We start from the raw sequence: 17,770 nt of genomic DNA on the forward strand, positions 1-17,770 counted from the left end.
CGCCGATCCCGCGACCTGCGCGCTGGGTGGACGTACGACCTGGAGGAGGGACACCGATGCAGCCCGACGTTCCGGCGCCCGGCAGCGCGGTGTGGCAGGAAATGCTGGAGGGCACGCAGGCGGGGGTGGCGCTGCTCGACCCCGACCTGCGGTACCTGTACGTGAACGCGGCGCTGGCGTGGATGAACGGGGTCGACGTCGACGCGCACATCGGGCGGCGGATCGCCGATGTGGTGCCCGGGGTCGACTTCGACGAGGGGATGATGCGCGCGGTGCTGGCGGACGGCCGACCGCGCGAGCTGGCCTCCAGCGGGCAGACCAGGGCGGACTCCGCGCACGCCCGGCGGCACTGGCGCGGCAGTTGCCACCGGGTCGCGGACGGCGGGCGGGTGCTGGGCGTGGGCCTGGTGCTGCTGGAGGTCAGCGCGGACCAGGAGACGCGGCAGGAGCTGGAACGGGCCAGGGAACGGCTGCTCGTACTGGACGCGGCGGCGATGCGGATCGGCTCCACGCTGGAGATGGAGCAGACCTGCCAGGCGTTGGCGGACCTGCTGGTGGAGGTGCTGGCGGACACCGCGACCGTGGAGGTGCTGTCGAGCGGGGCCCGCGACGGCCGGCGGCCACCGCCCGACGGCACGATCCGGCTGCGCCGGTCCGCGATGAGCGCCCGCCCCGCGCTGCGCGACGCGGTGCCGGGTTTCGGCGCGGCCGGCGAGTACGTCGACTACCAGCCGGGCTCGGCGATCCCGCGCTGCCTGGAGACGGGCCGGCCGATCGTGATGAACCTGCTGCCCGACGACGAGTTGAGCCGGTCCGCACCCAACGCCGAGCGGGCGGCGGCCTACCGTGCGGCGGGTATCCACTCCGGCCTGATCGTGCCGCTCGCCGCGCGCGGCCAGCAGATCGGCACGGTGACGATGATCAGGGCCGGGTCCTCGCCCGGCTTCGACGACGAGGACGTGGCCGTCGCCCGCGCGCTCGCCGAGCGGGCCGCGATCAGCCTGGACAACGCCCGCCGCTACACCCGGGAACACGGCATCGCGGTGGAGTTGCAGCGCGCGCTGCTGGCCACGCCCGGCACCCCGAACCCGCGGGTCGACGTCGCCACCCGCTACCTTCCGGCGGGCGCCAACGACCTTGTCGGCGGCGACTGGTTCGACACGCTGGCGCTGCCCGGCGGGCTCACGCTGCTGGCGATGGGCGACGTGATGGGCCACGGGGTCGGCGCGGCGGTCGAGATGAGCCATTACCGGTCCATGTTGCGGGTCGGCGCCGGCGAGGGGGACGCCCCGGACCGGGTGCTGCGCCGGATCGACCGGCTGCTGGCGGCCGGGGGCGCGGAGCGGCCCGCGACCTGCCTGCTGGGGATCGCCGACCCGCTGCGCGGCGCCGTGTGGTTCTCCAGCGCCGGCCACCTGCCGCCCGCCATGGTCGCCCCCGACGGCGGTGTGACGCTGCTCGACGTGCCCCCCGGCCCGCCGCTGGGCGCGGACCTCGGCGGGGAGTACGACACGGTGTACGCGCCCTGGCCGCCCGGGCACACGCTTCTGCTGTACACCGACGGGCTGGTGGAGCGGCGCGGCGAGGACATCGACGTGTCGCTCGCCCGGCTGGCGGGGTTGCGGCTGCCGCGTGTGGGGGTCTCGCCGTCGCGGGCAGGGGGAGGGTCGTTGGACGCGTTGCTGGCGCAGGTGGTGCACCGGCTCGCGCCGGCCGTGGCCGAGGACGACGTGGCGCTGCTGGCCGCGCGGGCGGTGCCGGGGCACGGGCCGAGGACGGCGAGGTCGTAGGGCCCGTATGCCTGGAACCCACCCCTTACCGCGCGGCCGGGTGGACTTGTTAGCCTCGAAGGTGCGCGCCGCTGGTGCCCGGCGACCCCGAGTCGAGGCGTATCGAGGAGTGACCGCATGACCGAACGCAAGCCGCCAGGAGTCTCCTTCGAAACCTGGGCAGACCGGCAGATCCGTGAGGCGGAGGAACGCGGAGACTTCGCGAACCTGCCCGGCCGCGGAAAGCCGCTCGCCTCGCTGAACACCCCCTACGACGAACTGTGGTGGGTCAAGGGCAAGATGCAGCGCGAGGGGCTGTCCTTCCTGCCGCCGTCGCTGGTGCTGCGCAAGGAGGCCGAGGACGCGGTCGCCGCCGTCGCCGAGGCCCGCTCCGAGCGGCGGGTGCGGCAGATCGTCACGGCGATCAACGAGAAGATCGAAGCCGCGATCCGCCGACCGCCGCAGGGCCCGCCGCTGAACCTGCGCCCGTTCGACATCGAGCAGGTGGTGGCGGAATGGCGCGAGGGCCGTACGGGCGACGGGCGGGGGCCCGCGGGCTGAGCCCGGCGGACCGGGGTGTTCCGGCCGCCCGTTCGACCCTGATAGGCATGGCCCGTGCGATTCGACGCGGTACCCAAACCGCCGCCCGTCGAGGCCAGGCCACGGGACGACCGCGGCTATCCCGTGCCCGCGATCACCCCGTGGCAGGACGAGCAGCCGCAGTTCGCGCTCACCGACCACGAGCGCAGCGCCGACTGCGCCCGGCAGCGGCTGTGTTCGGTGTGCGGCACCCGGATGCCGCGCGGCCCTGTATGGCGGGTGGTGGGCGCCGCCGAGGCCGAGGCGATCGCCGACGCACGCACGGCCGGCCGCCCGTACCGCAACCTCGCGCCGACCACCGAGGGCCCCGGGCACCGGGCGTGCATGCTCTACGCCTCGATGGTCTGCCCCTACCTGGCCCGCCCCAACGCCCGCCGCGGCACGGACGCCGAGCGCCCCGACGGCATGACGGCGCATGTCGTACGGGGCGCGCTGCGCGGGGTGTCGGGCGCGGTGGTCGGCTTCGCGGAGTACGAGTTCGCGGTCACCGGGACCCGGACGCTGTTCCGCTTCCTGGACGTGGTGGAGTTCCTGCCGCACGAGACGGCCGACACCCACCTGGCCGAACTGCGGGCCGAACTGGGGGCCGAGCTTCGGGACGAACCGGGCTCGCCCGATTAGGAGTTGCGGACCCTAGGAGTTCCGGAAGGCCGGCAGTCCCTTGTAGTCGGAGACCTTCACCGGGGCGCCGGAGCCGTCGGCGTGGATCTCGACGATGCCGTCCGGGGTGCGGGCGGCGATCAGGCCGCCGGTGGGCGAGAACGCCGGCTCGGTGTAGTCCGTGGTGGCGTTCGGGGTGAGGTCCTTGTACGCCGGAACGCTGTTCGTGGACTCCTCCAGGAACAGGTGGTCGTGGCCGTCCACGGAGCGGACGAAGGTGATGGCCTCGTCGTCGCCCTGGGACATCGCCGGCTCGGAGCCGGTGGTGAGCGCCGAGCTCTGCGGCCGGAGGTTGTCGTCGCGGATGTAGACCTTGCCGGTGTCGGAGTTGGCGTAGACCGCGGCGCCGGCCGGGCCGGCATCGGGCCAGAGGTTGCCGGTGGCCGGCAGCGGGTCGGGGTGCTCGGCGGGCAGCTGGTCGAGGCTGACCGGCCGCGGGGTGCCGCCGGTGGCGGGGATGCTCTCCAGCTTCGTGGTGCCGCCCGACCGCACGGCGAATATCAGGTTGTCCAGCGCGGGCATGCCGTCGGAAGGGTCCGCCTTGCGGGTCTGCCAGGTCGGGTGCGACCAGGTCTGGCCGCCGGGGTTCTTCGCCGCGATCACCCGGCCGGTGCCGTCGGGGTTGCTCACCGCGAGGTCGCCGTCGCCGTCCACGAACGCGGCCCGGCCGCCGTCCGGGGACCAGGCGAGGTCGCGGACCAGGGTGCCGAAGTCGACGCGGGTGCCGTTCATGACGACGTAGCGGGTGCCGTCGCTGATCGTCAGGCCGTTGTGCGCGGTGCCGTTGAGCGGCGAGTCGGAGGTGACCGGCTTCGCGGTGACGGTCGGGTTCCCGGTGCCTCCGGTGGTCGCGGGCGGGGTGGTGCTGTCCGCGGTGGGGTCGTCCGGTCCGCAGCCCGTCAGCAGCAGGGCGGCGCCCGCGGTGAGGCCCGCGGTCAGGGCGATGGCGGCGGCGGTGCTGCGGTTGTGGCCGCGGCTGCGGCGACTGGGCGCGGGCATCTCGGTTCCCCCATGAACGATGAGACGGTGCGGCGATGGTGGTGCGAACCGCTGTGAGGGCAGCGTGCCAAGCCGACATCGCCGCGCTGTGCGGTAGTTGTCACGGCCCGGCAACACCGCCGCGCGCCGTGCCCCGCCCGTCTCCCGTGTCGCTACGGCCCCTCCGTTTTCACCGTCGGCGGTCGCGCGGTCGCATGCGCCCGGACGGGTGCGCTGCTCCACCTGAGCGGGTGAACGCCGTGGACGAGGGCTGACGCTCGGCGCCCCGGGCGTGCCCTGCGGGCGGGCTCGGACGTTGTACCGAGCATGAACGTATTCCGCATCCTCACCACCGCCGCGGCCGGCTCCTTCGTGCTCGCCGCCGCAGCAGCGCCCGCCGTGCAGGCCGCCGACCTCAGTTCCGCCCTCGCGAGCACCGCGGTGACCGCCTCCGACGCCGGAGTGCAGGCCGGCAGCGTCGCCTCCGGGGTGGTCCAGCAGTCCGGGGTCGGCCCGAAGGTCGACGCCGTGCATAAGGCCGTCAAGGCCGGGTCCGACGCGGTGAGCGCGGGCAACGAACTGGTCAACGGCTGACCGTCGCCCGCATCGGTGCCCGCGCGGCACCGCCACCCCACCGCGAGCCTCGCGTGACCGGCGAGGAAAGGGGCGCCCCTCCGGCTGGAGGAGCGCCCCTTTGCGTTGGCGTCGCACGGATCGGCGCCGGTCGCGCCGAGGCCACGCGGTCCCGGGCACCGCGGTCACGCGGGCGGCGCGGCGGGTACGGGTCAGCCGCGCAGACTGCCGACCGGGACCGTGAAGTGGGCCGCGGTGCCCAGCACCTCCTCGTCGGCGGCGAACGCGCGCAGCGCCTCCTCGGTGACCTCGGTGCCCGGTACTGCCTCGGGCCACGGGCGGCTGGCCAGGATGGCGTAGACCGACTCGCGGGCGCGGGCCGCGGCCGTCCACTGGTCCGGCACCGGACAGGTCACCTTCAGGTAAGGCATCGTCAGGACCGCCTTGCCACCCTCCACGAGGAGCCGCACGTTCGCCTTCGGGGCCTGCGCGATGTCCAGGACCGCGCCGCCCACCGGCAGCCCGATCTCCTTCGCCGCCTCGAGCACCGCCTCCTGCCCGGCCGCCGGGCCGTCCACCCCGTCGCCGAGGGAGTAGGCCAGCAGGAACGGGGTGTCCTCGCCGTCCTCATGGATGCCGGCCCACGGGATCACCACGAGGGTGCCCAGCCTGCTCTGGAGTGACGACGCGGGGGCGGTATCGGTCTGGCTCATGCGCCGGACCCTAACGGGCTACCGGCCCCGCACCCCGCCGATGTCACCTCATCGGGCGACACCCGGGCACAGGATTCGCCCGTTCGTGGAGCTGTTCGCCCCGGGCCCGCACCCCAACGGAGTATCCCGGGCGGGCGGCCGGCGAATCGCCGAACCCCGCGCAGCCGTAGTCGACTTGCGCCGGTGTCAGGTCGGGGCCCCGGGCCCGCCGGGGCCCATCGGTTGCGGGAGCAGGTGCCGCTTTCCTCATCGGAAGGAACGGTTCGCGGGCCGCGTGTGTGCCCGCCCCCGCGCCGATTCACCTCCCCGGCGTATTACGCGCGCCGTGCATCCCGTTGCGCGAGCCGCGTACGCTGCCAAGCGCGCCGCGCACCCCAATTCCCGCGCAGGTCCTGCCGTAACCGCATGGGGTCATCACCGATTCGGCTCAACCTGCGTGACCATTCCCGGTCCGAGCCGTTGCCCAAGGCGTCAAAAGCCGCAGCTTGCGGCAATTCTCATCTCATATGACGTCTCAGGGAGATCTTGATGTCGCGTATCGCAAAGGCCGCGGCCCTCACCGCTGCCGCAGGTGCCGCGCTGGCCGCCGGTGCGGGTGTGGCTTCGGCCGACGCCGGTGCCGGAGCCGCTGCGGTCGGTTCGCCGGGTGTCGTGTCCGGCAACGTCGTCCAGGTGCCCGTGCACGTTCCGGTGAACGTGTGCGGCAACACCATCGACGTCATCGGCCTGCTCAACCCGACGTTCGGCAACCAGTGCGCGAACAGCTCCTCGCACGGTGGCAGCGACTGGGACAGCAGCGGCAGCGGCGCCCAGTACTGAATTCCTCGCACCGCCCTACGGCCCCCACCTCAGCCGCACGAGGCGGGGGCCGTACGCGTTGGCCGGCTCTTCCGCGAGGGGCCCCGGCCGCCCACTGCGTCAGCCCTCTTCGTACGTGTAGTACTTGCGGTGGTCCAGTACCGCCGACGGCTTCACGTTGAACGGGGGCATCGGCTCGGTGAGGCTGATGACGCGGCCGTGTTCGGGGTCGCCGGCGCTGAGGGGCTTGGCCGGGAGGAAGCCGGACTTCGGGTGCAGCCGCTGCCAGCGGATCCAGATCAGGTCGATGAAGGCGTGGTGCAGCCAGAAGACCGGGTCGTTCGGCGAGGACCCGCCGATCATGTGGCCGCCGACCCACTGGTGCACCCGGTTGTGCAGGTAGCCGCCCTTGGCGTCGCTGACGGTCCACCCCTCCATCTTGTTGCGCAGCCCCTGCGTGCTCGGCGCGGAGTTCCACGGCGCGGTGTCGTAGGTCGCGATCTTCAACGCGTCGTTCACCTCGGCGGCGGTCGGCAGCACGATCGGGCGGTCCGGGCGGCCCCAGTTGCGGGTGAGGTACTTCTCCCGTGTGACGCCGTAGTTGATCGGCCAGTTGCCGCCCTGGTACGCGAACGGGCCGGTCATCACCTGGCCGTCACTGGAGCGGCCGTTGCCACCCATGAAGTCCGCGTCCCACAGCGCCGACGTCTCGGAGCGGTCGGCGGTCCAGTCCCAGTACGGGATGGTGACGTCGGGGTCGATCATCCGCAGTTCGTGCTCGAAGACCAGCAGGAACTGCCGGTGCCAGGGGAAGAACGTCGGGGCCATGTGCGCCACCCGCTGCCCGGTCTCGCCGTCCGCGGTGAAGTACTGGGTGTGCAGCTTGACGTACTTGTCGTACCCGCCGTTCCGCTTGAGCTGCAGTACGGCCTGCACGAAGCGCGAGCGCTGGTCGCTGGTCAGATTCCGCTGGTTGATCCGGGTGTACACAGGTGCGGCCTCTCGACGCTCGGTCGGTCAGTGATGGTGCGCGGCGGCGGCGTCGGCCAGTTCGGCGCTCCCGATGACGTCGACCGCGCCCCGGGCGGTGGCCAGCGGCGTCGGATACGGCTGGAAGTGGTTGGCCATGCTGATGAAGCTGCCGTCGAACCGGCGCATGGCGCCCAGTGGCCGCCCGTCGACGAGGAGCAGCAGGCCGCTGGGATCGTCCGAGGTGAAGCCCTGGATGCGGCGGCCGCGGTAGACCTCGTCGAACAGCGGGGAACTCACGTCGTCCAGCGGGGAGTCCACGCCGTCGCCGGCCGGTCCCGACGCGCCGGCCTTCCCGTCCTGCCCGCCGGCGCCCTGAGCGGCCGCGGTGCGCGAGGTGGGCTGCCCTGCCGCGAGCATCGGCCGCAGCCCGGCCGCGGTGCCCGACACGGCGGCCGCGGTGATCAGCCCGGTCCTGAGCACTCTCCTGCGTGACGCCATGCCCGGCTCCTCTCGTCGGCTCTCGGCGCGGCTCATCTTGCCCCGTGCGGCCGGGAATCCCGGGATCGCGGCCGACGATCGGCAACGATGATCCGGAAATTCATCCGACCGGGTGATATCGCCGGTGACCCCTGGCCGGTATTGACGGATGAAGGGATTCCTTGGTGAGTAAGGGAGTTCGGTAGGAGAGCCGGATCGTATGGCCACCCGAATGTATGCGGCACGGTCGCGCCCGAGCTACCGAATCCGCGCGCGCCATTTATTCGTACGTTATGACTGACGGTCAGGCGGCGTGTACGGCGCGCCTTTGCCGTCGAACGAGGAGTGGTCATGGCCGAGCGACACCACTGGTGGGCGCGGGGGAGCGTCGCGGCGGTCACGGCCGCGGTACTGCTGTCCGGGGTGACGGCGACCGCGCTCGGCGACGACTCCGCCGGCCGCGTCCTCGGCCTGCCGGCGCACGGCAACCCGCTGGCGGTTCCGCTGCCGCCCCCGTCGGGCACGGCCTCGGGTACCGCCACGGACGGGGCGTCCGGCGCCCCTTCCGCCCCGCCGGGCGCGCCCGCGCGGACGACCGACGGGCTGCCGCCGATGGGCGCCTTCACCGACTCCGGCAGCAAGGGCGTCGAGAGCCTCGCCGGGCTGGAGACCTGGCTCGGCGGCACCCAGGTGAGCGTCGGCCACACCTACCTGCCGGGCGACAGCTGGGACGGCATCGAAGGCGACGGCGACCTGCTCCAGCCGTGGGCCCGGTGGACCCGCGCCGAACCCGGCCGGCTCTTCGTGCTCAATGTGCCGATGCAGGCCGACAACGAGGGCCACGTCCCCGACGCCCAGGTGCGCGGCCTCATCGAGCAGGGCGCGAGCGGCGCCTTCGACACGCACTTCACCAAGCTCGCCCAGCGGCTGGTGCGGCTCGGCGTCCCCGACACCGTGATCGTGCTCGGCTGGGAGATGAACGGCACCACCTACACCCACCGCTGCGGCCCCGACCCCGAGGGCTGGAAGGCGTACTGGAACCGGGTGGTCACCGCCATGCGCGCCGTCCCCGGCCAGCACTTCCGCTTCGACTTCGCCCCCAACCGCGGCCAGGACGCGATCGCCTGGACCAAGTGCTACCCCGGCGACGCCACCGTCGACATCATCGGCATGGACTCCTACGACCAGCCGCCCGGCGCCAGTTTCCACGAGCAGGTCACCGAGCCGTACGGACTTCAGGCGCAGGTCGACTTCGCCGCCGCGCACAAGAAGGCGATCTCCTACCCGGAGTGGGGCCTGTTCAGGAACGGCGACGACGCCGACTACATGAGCCTGATGCTCACCTGGATCATCACCCACCACCCGCTCTACCAGACGATCACCGACTACTGCCCGCACGGTGTGTGGCAGTGCGACCAGAACCCCAACGCGTCGAAGGTGTACCGGGCGCTGCTCTTCGGCCGGAAGACCGCGACCCCCGCCCCCGCGGTGCACACCCCGGGCACCGGCTCCGGGGCCGGCAGCGCGCCGACGTCCATGCCCGCCGAGACCTGCGTGCCGATGCCGCTCAGCGAGGTGATGAAGCGGTCCTACGCGAGCGGGCAGGTGTGTGTACGGCTCCAGCCGCGCGCGTCGGTGCCGGCGGTCCGCGCCGCATCCCCGACCACAACGATCACCCCGACCACCCCGTCTCCGGAGCCGACCAGCGCGTTGTGAGGCGGTTAGGCCGCGGCCTAACCGCGGCGCCGGCGGCGTACCTCCCGCAGCCAGGTCCGGGCCGCGGTCAGCGCCTGGCGGGTCAGGAGGGACGGCAGGGCGCGGCGGGTGCCCAGCAGGAGGCGGGTGTTGGGGGTCGAGACGGGGCGCCAGTGGGCTTTGTGCGGCTCGGCGCCCCGCAGCATGCTCAGGACAGGGCGGTCGGCGGCCGTGGTGAGGCGGGCGCCGTGCCGCATCAGGAGGGTGTTGAGATCGACCTTCGCCGAGTGCAGGGCCGCGAAGTCGGCGCCGTAGAGGTAGCCGCCGGCCAGGGTCGGTGACAGGACGGTGAGGTTCGCGGCGACCACCTCGCCGCCGATCCGGAACTCGGTGAGCTGGGCCTCGCCGGACGCGGTCATCAGGGCGCAGGCGCGGCCGAGGTGCGCGGCGAACCGGGGGCGCAGGTGCTCGGCGGTGACACCCCGGCCCGCCCACTGGGTGGTGTGCAGCAGCAGTATCGTGCCGATGGCGGCGGGTACTTCGGCGGCGGGCACGTCGTGTTCCTCGATGCCCGAGGCGTCGATCTTGCGCAGGTGGGCGCGGATGCGCTGGCCGCGCGAGCTGCCGACCCGGGCGATCAGGCCGGGCATGGGGCCGCCGGGCAGTTCCAGGCACTCGGAGTCGGCGAGCCGCCGCCTGGGGCCGGGCCACAGGGTGTACACGCGCTCGGCCGCCCCGCCCGCCGGTACCTCGCGCAGGTCGACGACCCCGCCCCGGGCGGCCCCGCGCATGCCGCGGATGAGGGCCGCGGCCACCTGGTCGCCGCGCCAACCGCCTTCGCCGGCAGCTTCCTTGCGGTTCTCGCCGGCTGTGGCGTCCGCGCCGTCGGCGTCGGGGTCGATGAGCACGTCGGAGTAGTCGGTGATGGCGCCGCCGAGCGGTACGAGCGCGGGCAGCGGGCGGTAGGTGCGCATCAGCGCGACCGCGCCCACCAACTCGCCACCGGCGCGGCCCGGTTCACCCGGTCCGCCTGCTCCGGTCCCGCCGGTTCCGCGGCGCCTGACCAGGACGATCCGCAGCCGTCCCGGCCGCCCGTACGACAGCCACCAGGAGTGCAGCCAGGCGTGGCTCTGGAACGGCGTGGATCGCGGGCAACTGCGGTGCAGCCGGGTCCACTCGGGCGCGAGCGCGGCGAACTCGTCGGGGTCGCGGCAGATGTGTACGTCGAGGGCGCCGGCCGCGTCATGCGCGTCAGCCGCGTCTGCCGTGGGTACGGCGCCGGCGGAGCGGTGCGGCGCGCTCCTGGGGTGCGGCGGCCGGGCGGCTGCCGGGGACGCCGTGGTGTCGGGGCCTTCCACCGTCACACCGCCGCCCGTTCGGACCGGGGCTCGGATGACGATGGGGACGGGGACGAGGACGAGGACGGGGAAGCGGACGGCGCCGGGAGTTGGGTGCGGGTCGGGCGGGCGGTGTCGTCCTCGCGCTTGGGACGGACCAGGAGGACGAGCGCGCCGAGCAGCCCGCCCGCGCTCGCGCCGACCGCGCCGGACAGTGCCGCCGACGGGGAGGACGGTGCGGCGGGCGCGGCGGCGGGGGCGAAGACGAGCAGGCGTACGCCGGTGCTGTCCGAGTCGCGGTTGCCGGTGGCGGCCAGCGAGCGGGCCACGCCGTTGGCGATGGTGGCGGAGGTGCCCGCCTTGGACGAGCTGCCGGTGATCGAGATCATCGGGGCGTCGGGCGAAGTCGCGGCCTGGACATGGCTCTTGAGGTCGGCGGCGCCGGTGTGGGTGGTGGCCTGCGCGCCGGCCAGAACCGTCGAACCGGTGACGATCCGGCCGTACGCCTGGGCGAAGCCGAGCGCGGTCGGCGAGTCGGTGCCCTGCCGCGGTACGACCATCACGTAACTGGTCGCGGCGTACTGCGGGGTGGCCGCGAGGCCGTACCCGACGCCGCCGAGCAGGCCGACGCCGATGCCGAGCGGCAGCGGCAGCCAGCGCGGCACCGCGCGTCGCGGCGCGCGCCGCCTGCGGTCCTGCGGGTCGCTGATGTCGTCCGTGTGCTTCACGGTGTGTCTCACTTCTGCGCGGGTGTCGGGGTGGTGGGTTCGGTGGCGGCACCGGGTACGGTCCCGGGCGCCTGCCGCGATGCCGGCGGGGCGGCCGGCTGCGAGGGCGGCTGCGCGACCGCTTGCGACGGCGGCTGCGCTGCCGGCCGGGACGCGGGCTGGGGCCCGGCGGTCCGGGCCGGGCGCGGTACGGCCGCGGTCGTGGTCGGGCCGGCCCCGCGCCGCCGCCGCAGCAGGCCCTGCCGCTCGCCGGCCTGCACGTAGAGCGCCATGACGCGCTGCGCGGTACGGGCGATGTGGTAGTGCTCGACCGCCGCCGGGGCGGGCAGCCGGCGGGGCCCCGCGCGGTGCTCCGCGGCCAGGGCGGCGGGCAGTTCGCCGAGGTCGATCCGGCAGGCGCCGGGCGCGTCCTCGGCCGGCACGTCCTCCACGGCGGGGCAGGCCGTGTAGAGCGCGGGCAGCCCGGCGGCCAGCGCCTCGACCACCGCGAGCCCGAACGCCTCCTCGGCGGAGACCGAGACGAACAGGTCCATCGCGGCGAGCAGCCCGGGCACTTCCGGGCCGCTGGAGTCGGCGACGTGCACCCGGTGCTGGAGGTTCAGGTCGTGCACGAGCCGTAGCAGCGGCACCCGTTCGGGACCGTCGCCGGCGAGCAGCAGGTGGACTTCCGGGACCTCGGCGATCGCCCGGATCAGCGCGTCGAACCGCTTGCCGGGCACCTGCCGTCCCACCCCGCCGACCACGTACGCGCCGGTGGGGATACGGAGCCGGGTGCGGGCCTCGGCGCGCACCTCGGGGTCGAAGCGGAAGCGGTCCGGTTCGATGCCGTTGGGTGCGAGGTGCACCCGCGCCTCCGGCACGCCCCAGTACACCAGCCGTTCCGCGACGGTCGCGGACACCGCGAGGGTGCCGTGGCCGAGCCGCTCGGTGGCCCGGTACAGGGTGCGGGTGCCGAGGCCCAGCGGCCGTCCCTCGATCTGGGTGGCGCCCAGCGAGTGTTCGGTGGCCACGACGGTACGCACCCCGGCCAGCCGCGCGGCGAGCCGCCCGTAGACGCAGGCCCGGTACAGGTGGGTGTGCACCACGTCGTAGTGGCCGGCCCGGATGAAGCGGGTGAGGCGGGGGAGCACGCCGACGTCGCGGTTTCCGGTCATCCGCAGGTCGTGCACGCGGACGCCGTCGGCGCGGATCGCGTCGGCCACCGGGCCGGGGTCGGTGAGCGTGGCCACCTCGCACTTGGCGTCCAGGTGCCGCAGCAGCAACCGGAGTTGCTGCTCGGCGCCGCCGACGTTGAGGCCGGTGATGACGTGCAGGACCTTCATGCGTGGCCTCCTTGTGACACGGCGGGCTGTGCGGCGAGCTCGGCCCGCCGCAGCCGGTGCAGCAGCCGCTTGGCGTGCAGCCGGGGGGAGTTGTCGGCCTGGCCGACGTAGGCGCGCGGCAGGGCGTGGCCGCAGGCGAGCGGCCCGGGGTCGACCGCGCAGGCGTAGTCGTATCCGGCCCGCCGGGTGGCGAGCGCGGTGCGCGGGTCGACCGCGCCGTAGGGGTGGCAGAAGCCCGTCGGGACGGTGCCGGTGATGTCCGTCAACAGGCTTCTGCTCCGACTCAGTTCGGTGTCGAGCGCGGCGTCGTCCAGGGTGGTCAGGTCGCGGTGCAGCAGGCCGTGCGAGCCGATCTCCATGCCCGCGGCATGCGCGGCGCGGATGCCGTCGGCGGTGAGCAGCGGCTTGCGCGGGCCGTCCGGGTCCCAGGCGTTGGTGCCGCCGAGCCGGCCGGGCAGCACGAACACGGTGGCGGTGTGGCCGTGCGCGCGCAAGCGCGGCACCGCCTCGGTGAGGAAGTCGGCGTACCCGTCGTCGAAGGTCAGCCCGACCAGCCGGCCGGCCCGGCCGCGGGCGCGGGCGGCGAGCAACTCCCGCATGCTGACGCCGGTCAGGCCGCGCCGGCGCAGCCAGCGCAGCTGCCCGGCCAGCCGCTCCGGGGTCACCGTGACCTGATACGGGTCGCCGGCCCGGCGGTCGCCCACCGAGTGGTACATCAGCGTCCAGGGTGCCTGGCGGCCGGCGTGGACGCCCGCGGGGGCAAGGAGGTCAGCGGTCATGGGCGGCCCTTCCGTGTGACGGTGGCGAGCAGGTAGGGGATTTCGGGCACCCGGGCGGCGAACGCGGCGCCGGCGAACACCACGGGCACCGCCACGGCGCAGACGGCCACGGCCACCGCCGGGTCCGGCAGCCGGTGCGCCAGCGCCCAGCCGGCGGCGGTGGCGCACAGCGCGGCCAGCGCGATCCGCCCGATGCGGGGTGCCACGGCGGCGACCCGGACGGCGACGGTGTGCGCGCCCAGGCCCCGCAGCAGCAGGGCGGCGGTCACGGTGATGCCGAGCGCGTTGCCGGCCGCGATGCCGTACGCGCCCCACGGCCCGACCGCGGCGGCGTCCGCGGCGGCGGTGACCAGCAGTCCCAGCCCCATCGCGGCGGCCGGGTACCAGGTCGGCCCCGCCGCCGAGAAGTACGGCCGGACCAGGGCCCCGACCAGGCTCTGGCCGAGCAGGCCGAGCGCGTAGACCCGCATCACGGTGGCGGTGTCCGCGGTGTCGACGGCGGTGAACTCGCCCCGTTGGAAGAGGACTTCGACGATCTGCGGGGCGCAGGCGATGACGTAGGCGGTGCCGAGCAGCACCACCAGGCAGGCGAGCGCGAGGTCGCGTTCGACCCGGCGCCTGGCCTGCTCGCGGTCGCCGTCGGCCAGTGCCCGCGACAGCACCGGGAAGGTGACCGTCACGATCATCACCGACAGTGCCATCGGCAACTGGGCAACCTTCTCCGCATAGTTGAGGTGCGAGATGGCGCCTGCGGGCAGTGGCGCGGCGAAGAACCGCTCGACCAGCACCTGCGCCTGGCGGCTGAGGGTGAAGACGATGACCGGCGCGAGCAGCGCCAGGCCGAGCGGGTTGGCCGGACGCGGCCTGGTCGGGCCGGCCGGCGTGCACCGCAACACCCGCAGAAAGGAAGGCAGTTGCATCGCGATCATCAGCGCGCCGCCGACCGCGACCCCGGCGGCGGCCGCCCGCACGCCGAACCTGCCGTGCAGGGCGAACAGCACCGCGACGATGCCGGTGTTGTACGCCACGTAGATCGCGGCGGGCGCGACGAAGCGGCGGTGCGCGCGCAACGCGGCGCTGAGGTACCCGGCGACGCCGAAAGTGAGGACGGTCAGCGCGGTGAGCCGGGTGCAGGACACCGCGGTGGCCGGGTCGGCGATGCCGGGGGCGAGGACGTGGACGACCCAGGGGGCGCCCGCCGCGAGCGCCGCGGTCAGCAGGGCCAGGGCGGCGAGCAGGCGCGGCAGGGTGCCGCGGATCAGGGCGTGCGGGCCCTCGCCCCTGGCGAGGGTCGCGCTGAACGCGGGCACCATCAGCAGGGCCATCGCGTCCTCGATCAGGACGGTCGCCGCGATCTCGGGGATCGTCCACGCGACGAGGAACGCGTCGCTCTCCGCGCCCGCGCCGAAGAGGTGGGCGATGCCCTGGTCGCGGACGAGGCCGAGGACGGAACCCGCGATGCTGAGCCCCGCGGTGGCCGCGGCGGCGTGGGCCATCCGGGAGGAGGGCTCCCGGACGGCGTCCGTGTCGCGCGGACGGGGCGGCGGTACGTCGATCGGCTCGGGCAGGGGCGCCCAGACGTCCGGGGGTTCGGTGTCGGCGTACGTCAATACGGTCGGCGGGCAAGGGATGTGGGGTTCGTCGGCCGGGTGGGTCCAGATGTCCTGGGGGGTCTGGTCGGCTGGTGGGTGCTGCGCCGCCGTGGCGTTTCGCGCGGTTCTCCCCCTGGCGTCACCGGGGGTACCCCCACCCCCAAAGCTGCGCCTGGGCGGTGCCCCCGGCGCCCGTTGTTCGGGCTGACGCCCGTCGCCTCCTCGTGGCACGCCGTCGTCCGCGGACATCGGGAACCCTGTGCCTCTCATCGGATCGGCTCGTCCGTGGAGTTGAGGGACCACCAGGCGGTGAGGCCGAGGAGGATCGCGGTGAGGGGGGTGGAGGGGCCGCCGATGTCGGCGTAGAGGAAGTCGACGGCCTGCCAGAGGAGGAGGCCGACGGCGGCGAGGCCGGGTGCGATGGCGGTGCGGGCGCGGAAGGTGCCGCGGTCGCGGAAGGTGCGCCGGGCGCGGTGGAGGCGGGCGGCGCCGGCGGCGAGGAGGGCCGCCCAGGAGCCGGTGAGCAGGCCGCAGCCGAGCAGGCCCTGTTCGGAGAGGGCGAGCAGGTACATGTTGTGCGGGGAGAGCAGGGGCTCGCGGGTGAAGGTCTGGCCGGCGCCGGCGGTGTCGCTGCCGGAGTCGAGCGCGAGGGAGGCGTGGGAGTCGCGCTCGTCGGGGAAGCGCTTGAGGCCGACGCCGGTGGCGGGGTGCTCGCGCCACATGGACAGCGCGGCCGACCAGAGGGTGTAGCGGTCGGTCACGGACTGGTCGGGCGCGTCGGTGACCTGGGTGATGCTGGCGAGCCGCTGGGTGATCATCTCGGAGCCGACGCCGATCCCGCCGACCAGCAGCACCGCGCAGGCGGCGAGCACCCCGAAGACGCGTACGGCCTGGCGCCACCCGGCGAGCAGGGTCATCGCGGCGAGCGCGAGCGCGGTGGCGATCCATGTGCCGCGGCTGAAGGAGACGGTGAGCGGCACCAGGAGGAGGGCCGCGCACACCGCCGCCCCGGTGCGGACCGCGCGGCGGCCGGGCGCGAGGGCGTAGCCGACCGAGATGACCAGGCCGTACGCGACGACGGTGGCCATCCCCATGATGTCGGAGGGCCCGAACGTGCCGACCGCGCGGACGTCTTCGCCCTGGTACGAGGCGCCGGTCGCGGTGGCGTACTGCCACACACCGACCCCGCCCTGGACCAGGGCGAGGGCGACCACCGCGCCCGCGACCACGGCGAAGTCGCGCCGGTCGCGCAGCAGGAGGACGAGCGCGGCCGGCACGAGCACGAACACCTGGGCGTAGCGCACGAATCCGGTCACCCCGGCGCCGGGGTCGGGCGAGGTGATCGCGGCGACCGCGAAGCCGACGACGGGGGCGCCGAGGACGATCGCCGCGGCCGGGCTGAGCAGCCGCCGCCGGTCGCGCAACAGGCGTACGGCGCAGGCGAGTACGAGCACTGCGGAGGCCGCGTCGGCCGGGGTGACCTTGCCGGAGGTGCTGACGTTGCCCGGGGCGACGGGTGCGGCCAGCAGCGCGATGGTGGCGAGCGCGGGCAGCAGGTGGGCGTACGAGGTGAGCTGACGCAGCGTCAAGTACCTTGTGTCGTGGTTATCGGCAGGGCCGGTACGGCGGGTGCGGCCGGACGGCGCGAGGGTCAGGGTCATCAGCTACCGCCGAGCCGGAAGAGCGAGGTCGCGGTGCGTACGAGGATCGCGACGTCCTGCCACAACGACCAGCTCTCGATGTAGTGGTTGTCGAACCTGGCCCGGTCCGGGATCGAGGTGTCGCCGCGCAGGCCGTTCACCTGGGCGAGGCCGGTGATCCCGGCGGGCATCCGGTGCCGGTCCTGGTAGCCGGGCAGTTCCGCGCTGAACTTCTGCACGTAGAAGGGGCGTTCGGGGCGCGGGCCGACCATGCTCATGTCGCCCCGCAACACGTTCCACAGCTGCGGGAGTTCGTCCAGCGAGGTGCGGCGCAGCAACCGGCCGACGGTGCTGGTGCGGCTGTCGTTGGCCACGCTCCACAGGGTCGCGGACTCGTGGTCGTCGGCGGGGCGCAGCGTGCGGAACTTCAGCAGGGTGAACGGCCGCCCGCCCAGGCCGATCCGCTCCTGCCGGAACAGCACGCCCGGCCCGTCGGCGAGGCGCACGGCCAGCGCGCACCCGGCCAGCACCGGGGCCGCCGCGGTCAGCGCGAGCCCGGCGAGCACGATGTCCAGCGTCCGCTTGCCGTAAGGCCGTTGCCGTGGCCGGCCGGTGAACGGACGGTAGGCGTAGCCCCACAGGTGCGCCGGCTCGGTCGATCCGGTCCCGGTTGGGCCGCCGTCGGAGCGCGGTCCGGCCGGGTCGGCCTGCCAGATCCGGCAGCCCCGCGCGGCCAGCAGCTCCACGGCCGCCGCCGTGGACGTCCCGGTCGGCCCGACCACCACGACGTGCCGCACCGCGTCGCGCACGGCGACGCGGGTGATGTCCGCGGCGGCGGTCACGGCGAGGCGGGGGATCGACGCGAGGTCGGTACCGGCCGCGGCGGCATCGGGTGTGACCTGGGCGGCGACTTGGGTGGCGAACTGGTCGTGGGGCTGCCTTGGCGCGGGCGAGCCCGGGTGGTGCGGGGCGAAGTCCGCGCGCTCTCCGGGCGGGATGAACGCACTTGCTTCCAGGGCATGTTCGGAGGCGAGGGCGGCGAACGCGGCGGTGGCGAGGTCGTGTTCGCCTGGCCCGTCGGCGGCCGTCGGGGTGGCGATGGCCACCGGGGCGAGGCCGTACTCGGGGTGGGTGCGC

General features: G+C 74.2%; 16 protein-coding genes and 1 pseudogene. 6 read left to right on the forward strand and 11 right to left on the reverse strand.

The window, feature by feature from the left end; all coding sequences use genetic code 11:
- Positions 1–56: 56 nt before the first annotated feature.
- The 3 genes from AC13HU_RS11000 (at position 57) to AC13HU_RS11010 (ending at position 2,990) form a co-directional block, all read left to right on the forward strand.
- A complete protein-coding gene (locus AC13HU_RS11000) occupies positions 57–1,790 on the forward strand; it encodes a SpoIIE family protein phosphatase (RefSeq protein WP_483041612.1) in 1,734 nt (577 codons plus the stop codon).
- A 117-nt stretch (positions 1,791–1,907) separates the two neighbouring features.
- Complete coding sequence (locus tag AC13HU_RS11005; RefSeq protein WP_483041613.1) at positions 1,908–2,330, forward strand: DnaJ family domain-containing protein; 423 nt, start codon at positions 1,908–1,910, stop codon at positions 2,328–2,330.
- A gap of 54 nt (positions 2,331–2,384) precedes the next feature.
- Positions 2,385–2,990 (forward strand): hypothetical protein, encoded by a 606-nt coding sequence (locus tag AC13HU_RS11010; protein WP_483041614.1) that lies wholly within the window; start codon positions 2,385–2,387, stop codon positions 2,988–2,990.
- 12 nt (positions 2,991–3,002) lie between these two features.
- Here the strand turns inward: AC13HU_RS11010 and AC13HU_RS11015 are convergent, their stop codons facing one another.
- Positions 3,003–4,028 carry a TolB-like translocation protein gene (locus AC13HU_RS11015; protein WP_483041615.1) on the reverse strand — a complete coding sequence of 342 codons (1,026 nt, stop codon included), beginning with the start codon at positions 4,026–4,028 and terminating at the stop codon, positions 3,003–3,005.
- A 306-nt stretch (positions 4,029–4,334) separates the two neighbouring features.
- On the opposite strand from AC13HU_RS11015, the gene AC13HU_RS11020 reads away from it, so the two are divergent.
- Positions 4,335–4,601 carry a hypothetical protein gene (locus tag AC13HU_RS11020; RefSeq protein WP_483041616.1) on the forward strand — a complete coding sequence of 89 codons (267 nt, stop codon included), beginning with the start codon at positions 4,335–4,337 and terminating at the stop codon, positions 4,599–4,601.
- 191 nt (positions 4,602–4,792) lie between these two features.
- Here AC13HU_RS11020 and AC13HU_RS11025 read toward each other — a convergent pair whose 3' ends face one another.
- On the reverse strand, positions 4,793–5,293 hold the full coding sequence (locus tag AC13HU_RS11025; protein WP_483041617.1) for a DUF5949 family protein: 501 nt from the start codon (positions 5,291–5,293) through the stop codon (positions 4,793–4,795).
- Positions 5,294–5,821: 528 nt separating this feature from the next.
- Between AC13HU_RS11025 and AC13HU_RS11030 the strand changes: the two genes are divergently transcribed.
- Positions 5,822–6,112 carry a chaplin gene (locus AC13HU_RS11030; protein WP_483041618.1) on the forward strand — a complete coding sequence of 97 codons (291 nt, stop codon included), beginning with the start codon at positions 5,822–5,824 and terminating at the stop codon, positions 6,110–6,112.
- A gap of 99 nt (positions 6,113–6,211) precedes the next feature.
- On the opposite strand, the gene AC13HU_RS11035 is transcribed toward AC13HU_RS11030, so the two are convergent.
- Together AC13HU_RS11035 and AC13HU_RS11040 are read right to left on the reverse strand one after the other, a co-directional pair.
- Positions 6,212–7,081, reverse strand: a complete 870-nt coding sequence (locus AC13HU_RS11035) for a tyrosinase family protein (protein ID WP_483041619.1) — start codon at positions 7,079–7,081, stop codon at positions 6,212–6,214.
- Positions 7,082–7,108: 27 nt separating this feature from the next.
- Positions 7,109–7,561 (reverse strand): tyrosinase family oxidase copper chaperone, encoded by a 453-nt coding sequence (locus AC13HU_RS11040; RefSeq protein WP_483041620.1) that lies wholly within the window; start codon positions 7,559–7,561, stop codon positions 7,109–7,111.
- Positions 7,562–7,891: 330 nt separating this feature from the next.
- Here AC13HU_RS11040 and AC13HU_RS11045 point away from each other — a divergent pair, with 330 nt between their 5' ends.
- The gene (locus AC13HU_RS11045; protein WP_483041621.1) at positions 7,892–9,256 is read left to right on the forward strand and encodes a glycoside hydrolase family 26 protein; all 1,365 of its coding nucleotides are present in this window, start codon (positions 7,892–7,894) and stop codon (positions 9,254–9,256) included.
- Between the two features lie 17 nt (positions 9,257–9,273).
- Here AC13HU_RS11045 and AC13HU_RS11050 read toward each other — a convergent pair whose 3' ends face one another.
- The 7 genes and pseudogenes from AC13HU_RS11050 to AC13HU_RS11080 form a co-directional block, all read right to left on the reverse strand.
- The gene (locus tag AC13HU_RS11050) at positions 9,274–10,593 is read right to left on the reverse strand and encodes a GNAT family N-acetyltransferase (protein ID WP_483041622.1); all 1,320 of its coding nucleotides are present in this window, start codon (positions 10,591–10,593) and stop codon (positions 9,274–9,276) included.
- A gap of 2 nt (positions 10,594–10,595) precedes the next feature.
- Positions 10,596–11,300: a YveK family protein gene (locus tag AC13HU_RS11055; RefSeq protein ID WP_483041623.1), complete on the reverse strand. Its 705-nt coding sequence runs from the start codon at positions 11,298–11,300 to the stop codon at positions 10,596–10,598.
- A gap of 251 nt (positions 11,301–11,551) precedes the next feature.
- Positions 11,552–12,622, reverse strand: a pseudogene (locus AC13HU_RS11060) (glycosyltransferase); the annotation flags it as partial.
- The gene (locus AC13HU_RS11065) at positions 12,619–13,401 is read right to left on the reverse strand and encodes a polysaccharide deacetylase family protein (RefSeq protein ID WP_483041624.1); all 783 of its coding nucleotides are present in this window, start codon (positions 13,399–13,401) and stop codon (positions 12,619–12,621) included. The pseudogene AC13HU_RS11060 and the gene AC13HU_RS11065, both read right to left, overlap by 4 nt.
- On the reverse strand, positions 13,398–15,011 hold the full coding sequence (locus tag AC13HU_RS11070; RefSeq protein WP_483041625.1) for a lipid II flippase MurJ: 1,614 nt from the start codon (positions 15,009–15,011) through the stop codon (positions 13,398–13,400). Before AC13HU_RS11070 ends, AC13HU_RS11065 begins: the two co-directional genes overlap by 4 nt.
- Before the next feature lie 248 nt (positions 15,012–15,259).
- On the reverse strand, positions 15,260–16,582 hold the full coding sequence (locus AC13HU_RS11075; RefSeq protein WP_483041626.1) for an O-antigen ligase family protein: 1,323 nt from the start codon (positions 16,580–16,582) through the stop codon (positions 15,260–15,262).
- A 71-nt stretch (positions 16,583–16,653) separates the two neighbouring features.
- On the reverse strand, positions 16,654–17,770 hold a 1,117-nt coding region (locus AC13HU_RS11080; RefSeq protein ID WP_483041627.1), incomplete at its 5' end, for a sugar transferase.

This window comes from Streptomyces sp. NH27 (genome assembly GCF_056859195.1).

Excerpts from the sequence above, each read along its gene's own strand:
- AC13HU_RS11000 (WP_483041612.1), top strand. The coding sequence starts at position 57 with ATGCAGCCCGACGTTCCGGCGCCCGGCAGCGCGGTGTGGCAGGAAATG.
- AC13HU_RS11005 (WP_483041613.1), top strand. The coding sequence starts at position 1,908 with ATGACCGAACGCAAGCCGCCAGGAGTCTCCTTCGAAACCTGGGCAGAC.
- AC13HU_RS11015 (WP_483041615.1), bottom strand. The coding sequence starts at position 4,028 with ATGCCCGCGCCCAGTCGCCGCAGCCGCGGCCACAACCGCAGCACCGCC.
- AC13HU_RS11020 (WP_483041616.1), top strand. The coding sequence starts at position 4,335 with ATGAACGTATTCCGCATCCTCACCACCGCCGCGGCCGGCTCCTTCGTG.
- AC13HU_RS11025 (WP_483041617.1), bottom strand. The coding sequence starts at position 5,293 with ATGAGCCAGACCGATACCGCCCCCGCGTCGTCACTCCAGAGCAGGCTG.
- AC13HU_RS11030 (WP_483041618.1), top strand. The coding sequence starts at position 5,822 with ATGTCGCGTATCGCAAAGGCCGCGGCCCTCACCGCTGCCGCAGGTGCC.
- AC13HU_RS11040 (WP_483041620.1), bottom strand. The coding sequence starts at position 7,561 with ATGGCGTCACGCAGGAGAGTGCTCAGGACCGGGCTGATCACCGCGGCC.
- AC13HU_RS11045 (WP_483041621.1), top strand. The coding sequence starts at position 7,892 with ATGGCCGAGCGACACCACTGGTGGGCGCGGGGGAGCGTCGCGGCGGTC.
- AC13HU_RS11065 (WP_483041624.1), bottom strand. The coding sequence starts at position 13,401 with ATGACCGCTGACCTCCTTGCCCCCGCGGGCGTCCACGCCGGCCGCCAG.